The 11,833-nt window shown below is 43.6% G+C and carries 9 protein-coding genes and 2 pseudogenes; 3 read left to right on the top strand and 8 right to left on the bottom strand.

Annotation, left to right across the window (positions count from 1 at the left end; all coding sequences use genetic code 11):
* The 3 genes and pseudogenes from QA609_RS21295 to QA609_RS21285 all read right to left on the bottom strand — a co-directional run.
* A pseudogene (locus tag QA609_RS21295) lies at positions 1-649 on the bottom strand (ISH3 family transposase); the annotation flags it as partial.
* A gap of 153 nt (positions 650-802) precedes the next feature.
* Complete coding sequence (locus tag QA609_RS21290) at positions 803-886, bottom strand: hypothetical protein (protein ID WP_278304638.1); 84 nt, start codon at positions 884-886, stop codon at positions 803-805.
* Positions 883-1,110, bottom strand: coding sequence for a hypothetical protein (locus QA609_RS21285; protein ID WP_278304637.1), 228 nt, complete (start codon positions 1,108-1,110; stop codon positions 883-885). Before QA609_RS21285 ends, QA609_RS21290 begins: the two co-directional genes overlap by 4 nt.
* A gap of 302 nt (positions 1,111-1,412) precedes the next feature.
* On the opposite strand from QA609_RS21285, the gene QA609_RS21280 reads away from it, so the two are divergent.
* Positions 1,413-2,876 carry a flippase gene (locus QA609_RS21280; RefSeq protein ID WP_278304636.1) on the top strand — a complete coding sequence of 488 codons (1,464 nt, stop codon included), beginning with the start codon at positions 1,413-1,415 and terminating at the stop codon, positions 2,874-2,876.
* Positions 2,877-2,985: 109 nt separating this feature from the next.
* On the opposite strand, the pseudogene QA609_RS21275 reads toward QA609_RS21280, so the two are convergent.
* Positions 2,986-3,642: pseudogene (locus tag QA609_RS21275) on the bottom strand (IS1595 family transposase).
* Between the two features lie 94 nt (positions 3,643-3,736).
* Positions 3,737-4,849 (bottom strand): sugar-transfer associated ATP-grasp domain-containing protein, encoded by a 1,113-nt coding sequence (locus QA609_RS21270; RefSeq protein WP_278304635.1) that lies wholly within the window; start codon positions 4,847-4,849, stop codon positions 3,737-3,739.
* Between the two features lie 242 nt (positions 4,850-5,091).
* Between QA609_RS21270 and QA609_RS21265 the strand changes: the two genes are divergently transcribed.
* Both QA609_RS21265 and QA609_RS21260 read left to right on the top strand, forming a co-directional pair.
* Complete coding sequence (locus QA609_RS21265; protein ID WP_278304634.1) at positions 5,092-6,918, top strand: hypothetical protein; 1,827 nt, start codon at positions 5,092-5,094, stop codon at positions 6,916-6,918.
* Positions 6,919-6,923: 5 nt separating this feature from the next.
* Positions 6,924-7,694, top strand: a complete 771-nt coding sequence (locus QA609_RS21260; protein WP_278304633.1) for a hypothetical protein — start codon at positions 6,924-6,926, stop codon at positions 7,692-7,694.
* Positions 7,695-8,602: 908 nt separating this feature from the next.
* Here QA609_RS21260 and QA609_RS21255 read toward each other — a convergent pair.
* The 3 genes from QA609_RS21255 to QA609_RS21245 all read right to left on the bottom strand — a co-directional run bounded on the left by QA609_RS21255 (position 8,603) and on the right by QA609_RS21245 (position 11,815).
* Positions 8,603-9,529 (bottom strand): ATP-grasp fold amidoligase family protein, encoded by a 927-nt coding sequence (locus QA609_RS21255; protein WP_278304632.1) that lies wholly within the window; start codon positions 9,527-9,529, stop codon positions 8,603-8,605.
* Between the two features lie 454 nt (positions 9,530-9,983).
* Positions 9,984-10,700: a hypothetical protein gene (locus QA609_RS21250; RefSeq protein ID WP_278304631.1), complete on the bottom strand. Its 717-nt coding sequence runs from the start codon at positions 10,698-10,700 to the stop codon at positions 9,984-9,986.
* 41 nt (positions 10,701-10,741) lie between these two features.
* On the bottom strand, positions 10,742-11,815 hold the full coding sequence (locus tag QA609_RS21245) for a glycosyltransferase family 4 protein (protein ID WP_278304630.1): 1,074 nt from the start codon (positions 11,813-11,815) through the stop codon (positions 10,742-10,744).
* Positions 11,816-11,833: the final 18 nt, after the last annotated feature.

The raw sequence follows: 11,833 nt of genomic DNA, 5'->3' as shown, positions 1-11,833 counted from the left end.
TCTTACCGTCAAGTCTCGTGTCGTTATCGTCGCTATCGCTTGTTCGGACAAGCGAGAGCTCGACTCGATACTGAAATATTTGCTGTAGTGGTATCGCGCATCGTGTAGAGTCTCGATGAACGGCGCGTCAGCGGCGTAGCCGTGACGCGTCACCTCGTGTGGTCGTATTGACCATTCAGGTACGGGCAGTCGATGTAGACGGGAAACTTGATGGTTCAGCTGTGACCGCTGAGTTTTCCTAACTGACGCGACTCCAGTCTTCAGAGAGTCCTGCTCAATCGCCTTGCACCAACGGGTAATCAGGCTGATATAAGCGTAGTTGTACGCCAGAAGCAGCGTGAGTACTTGCTATCGTAGAATTCGCAGTCAAGGGAGACGGCCTGGCCTCGGTATCGAGACCGTCGAGAACATCAAAAACTCAGCGAAGACACTGCTGGCGGTGTGCCGTTTCGAAGACGGCGACACCGCCAGTGTATAGTTTCCATGCTTCGCTTCCGAATGGTAGAGGCTCTGTGTCGTCTTCGTTACCATAGTAGAGCCGCAGGTAAAGGTCTGCGTAAATTTCCACCTGCTCAGAAAGCAGCTCGGCAATACCCCGGTGAACGAGCGTGTTGACGACTTGTTCGAGCCGTTCCGGCTCGAAAGATGTTCCCGAGGTCGTTGACGAGATTAATCTTTGAGGCAAGGAAGGCGTTGTTGGCGTACTCGGTCATCGATGCCGCCGCGGATCGGTCTCGACGACGTCGGCGTCGTGTTGCTCGAGCAGCGGTTCGAACACCTCGTGTAGCCGTTCGGTTGCCCACTAGGAGCGAGTCCCGTAGACGACCTTACTCGGGTGCACGAAGTCCGAGACCGCACTCCCCTCGCAGAAGAACTCGGGATTCATGCCGACTTCGACGTTCTCGTTACCGGTACGCCTCGTTTGACTGCCGGCTCGAGGACGCCCCCGAGACTCATTGGCGTCACGGTACTCTTGGTGGCGACGAGGTGTCGTTCAGACTTGTCAGCGAGGGGATCGCCTGTCGCCTCGACGGCTGCCTCGGGTGCGGTGAGGTTGATGCTGCCGACTTCGTTCGGGGGTATGCCGGTCGCGAGGAACGTGACGTCCACTGGGGCACCGCGTCATAGGAAGTGGTTACCTCGAGTCGATCGGCGCTTTCCCTTCATTGAGCGTGTTGAAGACGTTTTCGACGACATCGATCGCCGTGACTGAACTCTGCGAAACAGGCTGCAACCGCCGTTCCAACATAACCGCTGCTGATAATGGAGATATACAATTGAGTCGATACGTTTTTAACGAGAGACTACCCAATCTGAGAGTGGAAATAAGGATATCCTTTCGCAGCACAAGTAATATAAAATTCTTAAAATAGTATAAAATATATGACTGTCTCAGAATTCATTAACACATAATGGGTATATCTTCACGTATAAGTTCACGATTCAAAGTTGAATTTTTAGGTCAAATACTCACAACGATTTCTGGTGGGCTCATATCAGTTCTTCTCGCTCGTTTTCTTGATCCAAATAGCTATGGTTTATTTTTCCTTACTCTCTCAGTTTTTGCAGTATTGAAAATTGGTGCGAAATTAGGGATTGCGAAGTCCGCAGCCCGATACCTTTCTGAATATAAGGAAAGCCAGCCAGATCAAATCCCCGCTATTATCAGAATAGCAATTACACTAAATCTGGCAACATTATTTATTATAATTGGGGCTCTGATATTCGCCCGTGAGATAATTGCAGACTTACTTGGAGAACCAGAAATAGCTCTATTACTCTTACTTGGAACTCCTTATGTTATTTTTTCTGTTCTTGTTTATGATTTCCGGAAGTTTTTCCAAGGACTTGAAGACATAAAGAACGCATCATCTATACATGCTCTACATAAAGTATCCAGGTTGTTCATAGTAATCGCTATTCTGGTTCTTGGATATGGTGTAATAGGTGCTCTCGTTGGCTATATTCTTTCAGCCATACTAGCGTTTTTGTTTGGTCTTTATGTGATTTATGTGAATTATTATAGATCAGATGATTCTGGAGAAACTGAACCAGGTCTTCGACGGCGAATTATGGAATATTCTATTCCTATAACCGCAACTCATACAGCGACAGTATTAGATAAGAGAGTTGATACACTTCTTGTTGGATTTTTCCTTAGTCCAGTACACGTAGGATACTATGTCATCGGAAAGCAAGCTGTTGAATTCGTTGAAACTCCTGTCTCTGCTCTTGGTTTTACCCTTTCTCCTACATTTGGAGCGGAGAAATCGTCGGGGAATATTTCCCGTGCATCTAAGATCTATGAAACCGCCTTGACTCACACGTTACTACTCTATATACCTGCAGCGGCAGGATTAGCACTTGTTGCGGAACCACTTATTGGACTCATTTTTGGGGCAGACTATACCGGTGCAGTACCGGTCATTCAAGTATTAAGTATCTATATCGTATTAGAGGCAATTTCGAAAATCACAGGTAACGGATTGGACTTTCTGGGAAGGGCAAGATCACGTGCAGTTGCTAAGGGAATCTCTTCAGGAAGCAATGTTCTCCTCAATATCGTCCTTATTCCCACTATTGGTGTTGTTGGTGCTGCAATCGCTACGGTTATTACCCATTCTATTTATGTCGCTTTCAATTTCTATATAATAACTAGTGAATTCAATATAAGGTACAGATACTTGCTAAAAAATGTACTGTCGATAGCTTTTACTACTGCAGTCATGTCTGTGGTAGTCTTTCTGCTACTCGAGTTTATTCACGGCTGGGTTACGCTCTTACTAGTTGTTGCAACTGGGACCTTGGTTTGGGCAGCCCTTTCATCTATCATAGGTGTATTAGATATAAAGTACATAGCTTCAAAGTTAATATAGTGACTGACCTATACTGCGGGACGCTCTTGTGAAGTACGTTGTTAGTGAGTCAAAGAACGGTTCGAACGATTTCTTTGAGGGCTTCTTGACTGAATTTGCGGAGGATCCTTTACCGGACTGGAACGCTCTGAGATACGCGGTCAGTTTGTCCTTAGACGCCTCGGTGCGGCGAGAGTCACGCGTCGCTGGCGCGACGGTGGCTCTCGCAGATGTTCATGTGGATGCGTCGGCGGATTTCGAAGGCACAATATATCGCAGCCATGATCAACAAGGAAAAACAATGGTGGCTTGTCATCGTCGTAGCTTCCTCGCCCACGTTTCGAAAGGCCACACGAGCGTGACTCTTGGTCGCGCTCGCGGCTTTTCTTCTCGGCAGAGACGTAACACTCATGCATTTCGACTGGGCCAACGAGATCGATGGTAGGCGCGTCAAGCAGTTCGCCAGAACGCTTGACGCACCAGTGAACCGACCGGTAAAAGACATCAAGTTCAGCGTCTAACTGGCGGACGCTCGTGTTGGACCAAAGCAACGAGTAGAACACGAACAACAACTTATTGAGGCCGATCTTCGCGTGCGCGAAGATCGTGCCAGTCTTGTCATTGAAGGTGCGTCGATAATCCTTACAGCGATACCGCTGATACTCCCGATAGCTACCATACTTGATCACCGATTCAGACTGGCAGCGCGGGCAATAGAGGCCATCGCAGCGCTTGCCTCTGAGCGAATTACTTCAACTGGGAACGTAGTCGGGTGATGCTGACGCATCACTCTTGCCCGCTACGTTTTCACAGCGCCAGTTCTGTCCGACCAACGGTTTGCTTCCGAAGAGCGCTGCGGGAACTATCTGTACCGACAGCGGTCATTCCTGTCCACTAACACTATTAAAGAACCGGTGTATTCTATTTTCAGACAAAAGTCCATTCTCAATCTGAAGGGTGATTGTTCCTGGTGCACAATTACCCTCAATGATCTTAGGACCATTTCGTGACAAAACCACGTCCCATCCAACATATGGGTTTTCTCTATGTATTTCCGCCATTTCTAATACAGATTCCTTGATTTTCTCCCAATCAGGCACTTTCGTACCCGTAACTGGCTGGTCTGTTTCTGGATGCTTTTTATATGATTCTAATCCTTTCTCTCTAGAATACTTCCAAAGACGCCCTATTTCACCAGTTTCGATTTCAACTGCTGCAGCATACCCTCCCCTTGACCAGTTATCCGTTGGGATAGATGACTGACTGCCAAAACGGTGTATTGCCCGGCCTATAAAGAAGTTTTTTGTATCGGGGTCTCTAATAGTTAATATTCTAATCGTATTAACAGAGTCGGGGAATATATTATCAGAGTATTGGTCCTGGTCAATGAATTCGACTACAACATAGTTGTCAATGCTACTTATCCACTTCTCGATTGCTTCTTTTCTTTTTTTATCACCGTTCACATAGTAGCTTGAGCCATCATATGACAAACGGTGCACACGCCTACCCGCCTTCCCAGCTGCAGGTTTTATTATTAAATTGCCTTCTTTGTGAAGAGTGGAAAACATATTCTGAGACTTATCCTCAACCGATAAGTAATCACCATTATTAATAGATCCATATACGACAGGTAAATTATTTGAGTAAGGAGATGTTGATTTATGAAAGGCAGCTTTGTTTTCTATTATGTCAACATATTCTTCATTTACACCTGGGCGGACAAGATTTCTCTGTTCAATATCCGACAAATAATCATTAGGGTCTCTGTCCATTAGTGAGAGGGAAGCATATGTTTTAGACGAAAATCCATTTCTCCAGGCTGCCACGCGATCCGTCATCGAAAGCGGATATCGATCTCGATATTTTATTTCTTTCCCTATCAGTTTCATTACGGAGCTTATGCTTCCCACCTGAGAAAAGAACCCCTCTGCCGCTTTTACAGCTACCAAGGGTAGTCCTCCCTTTTTATATTGTGTCTTGATTTCACTCATACATCATAACTATGCTTTAAATCTATATATTCTTCGAATCGTCCCCATATCAGAGATTTCACACTAATGATTGAACTAATTCTGAAGAGCAGTCGGTTTTAGATAAGTTAATAGAAGATTCTAGTAAAACATGGAGATTCAGAAATATCTTAGGAAAACGAGTGGACAGCGTCAGGACCGGAGTGATCTGGATAACTTGGATGAAAAACCATATATGTGATGGAGATACAACCTTGAAAAGAATGAGTTCAACTTCTATAGTCACCAAACGGTATCTTCATCTCATTCTCTCATTTTGTTATTTGTCTATTTTTGTCGGAGTTCTAGTTGCATACAATGCACCTGCACAAGGATATGAAGTGTCAATTTATTCGAAAACCCCAACCGTCGTCTGGGCTTTAATTTTACTTCCACTACTAACCTCTTTATCAATGTTACTCGCTTCACTTAGCAGTGTTTTTTCCATAGGTCGCAACCACGAATCCTTGCTATTATTCACTAGTTTTTTCACAGTGGTCACTGTTGTTGCCTTGCCATTAATTCGCGGATATAGGCATGTTGGAGAGGGCGATATGTTGAGCCATGTAGGAATCGCAATGGACATAAAAGACGGTCTAACCGCGCCTCTCGATCTGTTCTATCCTTTGTCTCATGTTCTGTCTATCACCATCAGTGTAATTGGTTCGTTGGATCTTTTCCATTCTTACTCTATCCTCTCATTAGTCATAGCGACACTATTTCCATTGTTTATTGGCCTTTGTGCTAGAACTATTAGCGATAATTATAGCGTGTTAGCGGTTGGATTTCTATCCGGGCTTTTATATATCCCGATTGACCACATATCTACCCATCTACAACCAGCACCTCGAAACATTGCGTTGTTTTTATCTCCTGCTGCTCTCTTTTTTCTCTTAAAAGCAATAAAAGGCGGAAATAAGAAGAACTTCTTGTTGTTTTCCCTCGTTTGTCTGTCCCTCTTGTTATTTCATCCACAAATGGCTGCTATGCTGGCTATGACTAGTCTGTTATTGGCTATATCGCTGTATATACTAGACAATAGCTATGTGCGAAACCCAATGATTGAAAATAAGCCTAGTCCTCTTATTTTCTCCTTCTTTTTAGCGACAGTTGCCTGGGTTTGGATTGGATATAGTGACCAGTTTGAAAGCTCATTAGGAAGGATTGCATATTATATATTCTCGGGAACTGCCTCCGCCGGATCCGGTGGAGCTGCCGAGCGGGGCGCCTCGTTAGCAGCAGTGGGGGGAAGTGTAGAAGAGATATTCATAAAACTGTTTTTGGCCGGGGCTGTATTTGGGGTCTCTTCTGTGCTATACCTTCTTTGGGGTACCTATACAAATCACTCCAATAAGAAGAAAAGCCACAACCCGCTTGGAATTTCTATTGGAACAGGGCTCCTTATTGGCGGTGTGCCAGTCTTTTTGGTGACTGTTGCATATCTAATCATCAATGATGCAAATCAAGCGGTTCGGTATGTCGGTTTCCTTCTTGTTATAGTCTCGATTATCGGTTCTGTTGCGATAGGAGATGTTCTCCACTACACGTCAAGCAAATCTCTTAAAAGCACTCTATCTATTCTCATTGTGATATTTATGTTAATGAGTGTTCTAGTCATTCATCCTTCCCCTTATGTTTTCCAAGATTCGGAGCATGTGACGGAATCCCAATTAGCTGGTTTTGAAATATCATTTGAGTATACTGATGATGCTAATTTCGATCATGTTCGTTCAAGTGTTGATCGGTATGGTGATGCGATCCTTGGATCAAGCGGTAGAGATAGCAGCGATTATTATCATTCTGATGTTGACCCAGGTGGCGTTCCGAATCATTTTGCCCACCACGATCTAGAGAACCACTATAATGAAAGTACATATTTAGCAATTACTGAAGCAGACCGAATACGAGATCCTGTTGTGTATAATGGTTTAAGATTCGATCACAACGACTTTAACTATCTAGACAATACACCTTATATTCAAAGAATCCATTCAAATGCTGGCCACGACCTATATTTCGTACAATCCTCAGAACAGCAAAGCGTGATTTAGATTTTATGGCTAGAAAAAAATTAATCAAAAACCTGTTAGCTACACATGACCCTTCTTATATAATTAAGGCCGTGAATAAATCACTTCAAAGGCACTATTTATATAGACACCATATTAGATACAATTTATTATACAATAAATTTGTCAAAGGATTTGACGAAATTCCAGACCCTTATACACCAATAATGGTTGATCCAGCCAACGTTAGATTGTGTGGTCTATCATACCATTCAAACGGGATCCTATCCGTTAGTAAATATACAGATACTGGAAAGATAGTGGGTGGAGATTGGGACTTAGAAAAAAATTGTCCACACATCAAAACGTCCCCAAAGTATCGTGCTGTTCTTGAGCGATATAAGGAAGATAAGTCATGGGAAGAAACAGGGATATATGACGAACTCGCGGATTATATTGAAGAATATGGAAGTATTGATGGGTGTTATACTGAAAGGGACCTCAAAGAACGATATAGACACATCGATGAATTATACAAGTCAATAAAGCAAAATGGCTACTACTCCCAACGGGAACTCACAAATAACGATCCACGGCGAGCCGCATTAGACGAAGTTTGTTTAAATGTTGGCCGTAATGGCCAGTTTGTTTTTGGCGGAGGAGGGTGGCACCGTCTTGCAATAGCTAATGTTCTTAATATTGATAAGATCCCAGTTCATGTTATAATCCGCCATAGTGGATGGCAAAAAAAGCGTGAAGAAGCTCTAGAAGGAAATCTTTCAATTGAGCACCCAGATCTAAATGGTATTGATAATTAATGGTTTGTGTCTACTCAAATGGTTTAAGAAATGAGTGGGTCGTGGGATTGAATTGGACTAATGCTCACAGACCTTCTCAGCGAGAACTACGAGGGGAATTTAAAAGAACGAGTGTTAGTCCCTCACGCTTAACATGCTTGATGTGCCGGCTGCTATCACAATCCTGAAGAAGACGCTACAGCAAAGCAACTGGTCGGCCGTATCAGGGATAGTGCTGTCGCCCCGCGGATCACAATGTATTCGGCTTCGTGGAACTTGGGCATCGTGTTCCAAGTGATCCGCTCGTCGGGTAGAATGATCTTATGGTCAATCTTCACATTGCTCTGTTGAATAGCGGTGTCGTCGCGGATCGTCATAATCTGGGCCGACGTACTCGACGCTAACGGAAGTGATCTCAAAACCGACTTGGTTTCACTGTGGGTTGCGAGGCGCTATTCAACACAGCGCTTCACACAGCAATCGAGGTAGTCTTAATCTCGGCACTGGCGTTATCCTCGTGATCGATCGCGGCGGAGTTGGCAACGTCGATCGTCTCTGCGGGATCGCAGTCGGAGATCAACCCCTCGAGTCCCGTGATTCGGCAGGTCCAAATAGTCCGCCCGCAGGACGTTCCGTAAACAAGGCTCTGGACGACGATGATCTGCTCAAAGCAGACCGATAACCGTCGTTGTAGGCACCGCAGTGCCGCCGGTCCCCCACCGACCTGCCGTTGATCGGGTAGTCAGAGTCGGTTAACCGACCGCGGTCGAATCGCTGGCTGGGTCGGTCGGCGACAAACTCGTATGCCTCGTCGCCCAGCAGTTCGGTTTCAAAGTTCACCTAGTGTGTCCCCATGTCAAACTCGACGATCTCGAGGACTTCACCCTCGCGGTTCGTCGGGGGGTGTTTTAAACCAATAGCCAATGAATTTAAATACTCCAGTGAGATCCTACTGCGAAATCATACTCTTTGGTCTGGAACCGACCGGTTCCGCCTTCGGGAGCAAACGTCATCTCGCCAAAATAAATTCCACCACCTTCGACATCAAATAGATCAACACGCACAAAATTAAGATTGTCTGCTAAAGACTCAGCAACCTCAATCATTTCCTCTAATGAATCTGGCTTATCAATCGGAGGTGCTTTCGGATAGATATACTCGAATGGTTGCTCTTCCCAATTATTATCATATATACTTCTTGTATGTGCACCAAACCGACCATAATCAACCTGGACATACTCCACTTCTCCGTCGAATACAAAAAATTTGTAATCTAGTGGTACTTCATAAAGATCATCATCAAGAAATTCTTCGATGGTGATTCTCGGTTTTATCTCAGTATACCAATATTCTCTTAATCCATCAAAATCTTCAGATAACCATTGCCGACATTCATATTTTATCTCAGTAGTATCTATGTCGGATTTATTAGTTACGATCCTGTTCCTACCCGAGCTGTGATTTGCTTTTATTACAAACTTGTCAGGCAATTCCTCAAAAGGTATTGTTTCTGGATTGTCTGTTACATGATATAAATCAGTGAGATATTCTTCGCCTACTCTTTCTTTTACATATTCTCGAACAAGGTATTTATCGGAAAGGGTAGAAAAGCAAGACTTATTCGTTTTTAACTTCCTATAAGCTATTTTTTCATTAAAAGATCTAGGATTTTCAAAATCAGGCCAATAGCCAACTAGGGGTGCCATCCCCAGTCTCTCATGTTGTTCTTTTCCTATGGCTTGTTTCAAGATATATGAGATTTTACTTCGAAATACTGTCCTTTCCCAGATCTCGTTGAATAAATGTCGTACCCCACCTTTTCTATAAGCCTTTTGTGCTTTATGTGTTATCTCCATCAGAAATTAATCTTGACTGAGTTTATTTATAAGTTCGGTATTTAATTTGTTCCAAAGAGAGACCTGTCTAATACAGCCAGTTTGAGAAGTAAGCAGGTTGTTGAGTTGATTTGGACTGATACACACCAACCTGCTCAGCGAGAGTTACGACGTAAATTTAGCAGAACCTTAGAGAACGAGCGAACGTTGTCGCGAATCACTATCGACGAAGTCGCTGTCAAAATTAACAGTGTATTGTCTTAGTGAATATAATAATTCTGAGCTGAAATCAATTTTTTACTGATCTGCATTTCTGCGTAAGATCTATGAGAAACACGATTCTCAGCCACTGAGTTCCTGCTTGCTCAATCCGGGTATCAGTCTAGCCTTGCCCTATTTAGACTAATTAGTTAATGAAATATAGAACTACAATCATATTGGAGAGCGGGTTCATAACTTCGAATATTTGTACTATTCACCGTGTTGGGAATAAGGGATGGCCATAATTAGTCACAGGAGGATCCATATTGAGATCTATATCCTTTTTCATAAATTCCTTATGCCTCACAACTATCCTTACAGGCACACGATCAATATCTAATATTTTAGCCATAGAGAGACGGTGTTTACCGTCTACAAAAAGTAGTTCGCCATTCCGACCGACATCTACAGCTATCTCATGATATCTATTTTTATATGGCAATATCTTATTATACGGGTTTCCACGGCCTTCTTTTTCCAGTATCGGTTGTTCTTTATACCCCTTGTTAGACATATATTTAAATATCTTATCTAATAAACGACACCGGTCATAAACACCCTGAATAGATTCTCTACCATCCATAACTGTCTCTCCCTTTTCCACCATCTCGATACGCTTCTGTATAGCGCTTATATTTTCCCACTCTTTACCATGGACAAACCGATCGACTAAGGCCTCATACCACTCTGAATTCTCTTCAAATCTCACAGTTGTCTGATCCCAGTCTCCTTCTAAAACTAAACCAGCATCTGCCCATGCGAATTTATTAGGTCCTTCTCTACCCGTAATATATTCTATTTCACTAGTATTAACCCATCCAACTTGAAATGGATCTGCATATCGTGAGATGTTCTCTAGTAATTCTAGATCATTTAGAATGGTTAGAGGAATAGTCCGGGCATTCCCCCAAAGTGATCGGACGGAACTCATGAATATATATTCATAGATTTAGTGCTTTCACTTATATCTTTTCACTGCAGTGACTCCCTATGAATACTTGCTATCTTTTTAGCATGGTTTTCCCAAGTCCAACCCTTATCGAGTAGCCTCTCATATCCCTTCTCCCCCATAGATTCCAAGTCCATATCATCACTTAACAAATACTCAAGTTGTTTTTTGAGACTATCTGGACTTTTAGGAGGAACGAGAACCCCTGTTCTCTCGTGTTCAACCTGCTCAGTCACCCCTCCAATACTGGTAGCTAAGACAGGTGTTTTACTCGCCATTGCTTCGTAAATTACATTAGGTCGACCTTCTGCACGACTGGGAAGCCATACAAGATCAGCGGCAGTATATAGGCGGCGAAGTGCTAATGGAGACATGCGCCAGAGGATTTTAGACTCATGCCCAATGTTTGCAGAAAGAATAGTATCTCGAAGCTCACTCCGCAGTCCACCGGTTTGACCGACGAAGATGAAGTGAGTGTTTGGTAGATCAACCATATTCAAAACCTTCATCATTTCCTTCAACCCCTTCCTTTCTACAAACTCTCCAACGAATAGAACAAGGTTATCTTCCCTGGGGATATTGAGTTCTTTGCGTATCTCTTCCCTCTGGGATTCCGGGTAAAAGTCTGGGTTTTCGCCGTTTGCAACAACATGTACCTTTGTCGGGTCAGACACAATCCGTTGTGCTCGTTTTGCAAGTGCCTCACTTACACAAATGATTCCAGAAGAGAATTGAAGGGTTTCAGCAACCATTTCTTGCCTTTTATTGGACATATCTGGGTAATCATTCAGAGTGGCACCTCTACCCATTACAAAAAGTGGCAGATCGTGGTCTTTGCAGTAGGGTATCATACCGTATCCGTCAAGAAATATATGACCTGCGTGGACAACATCTGGAACTTCAAAATTTTCCTCCGCATATTTGCCAACAGTTCGTCGAAATGAGATTGGTGTTAGTGTAGAGAGAGCAATATTTCTGGGAAAGAAGTAAACGAATTTAGGGTGGTGAGTAGTGTACTCGCTCCATTCATACTGTTGGGGTATCTTCCGATATTCCGAATACGGCCCGACCGGGGGAGCGTGGGGGCGAGGAGACACTACGTCAAGGTCTACATT

Source organism: Natronococcus sp. A-GB7, from assembly GCF_029688865.1.
Classification (GTDB): Archaea; Halobacteriota; Halobacteria; order Halobacteriales; family Natrialbaceae; genus Natronococcus.
This window is presented reverse-complemented; position numbering and strand designations above follow the sequence as displayed.

Coding starts and splice junctions, on each gene's coding strand:
- QA609_RS21255 (WP_278304632.1), bottom strand. CDS start 9,529: ATGGAGATAACACATAAAGCACAAAAGGCTTATAGAAAAGGTGGGGTA.
- QA609_RS21280 (WP_278304636.1), top strand. CDS start 1,413: ATGGGTATATCTTCACGTATAAGTTCACGATTCAAAGTTGAATTTTTA.
- QA609_RS21290 (WP_278304638.1), bottom strand. CDS start 886: ATGAATCCCGAGTTCTTCTGCGAGGGGAGTGCGGTCTCGGACTTCGTG.
- QA609_RS21265 (WP_278304634.1), top strand. CDS start 5,092: ATGAGTTCAACTTCTATAGTCACCAAACGGTATCTTCATCTCATTCTC.
- QA609_RS21260 (WP_278304633.1), top strand. CDS start 6,924: ATGGCTAGAAAAAAATTAATCAAAAACCTGTTAGCTACACATGACCCT.
- QA609_RS21250 (WP_278304631.1), bottom strand. CDS start 10,700: ATGAGTTCCGTCCGATCACTTTGGGGGAATGCCCGGACTATTCCTCTA.
- QA609_RS21270 (WP_278304635.1), bottom strand. CDS start 4,849: ATGAGTGAAATCAAGACACAATATAAAAAGGGAGGACTACCCTTGGTA.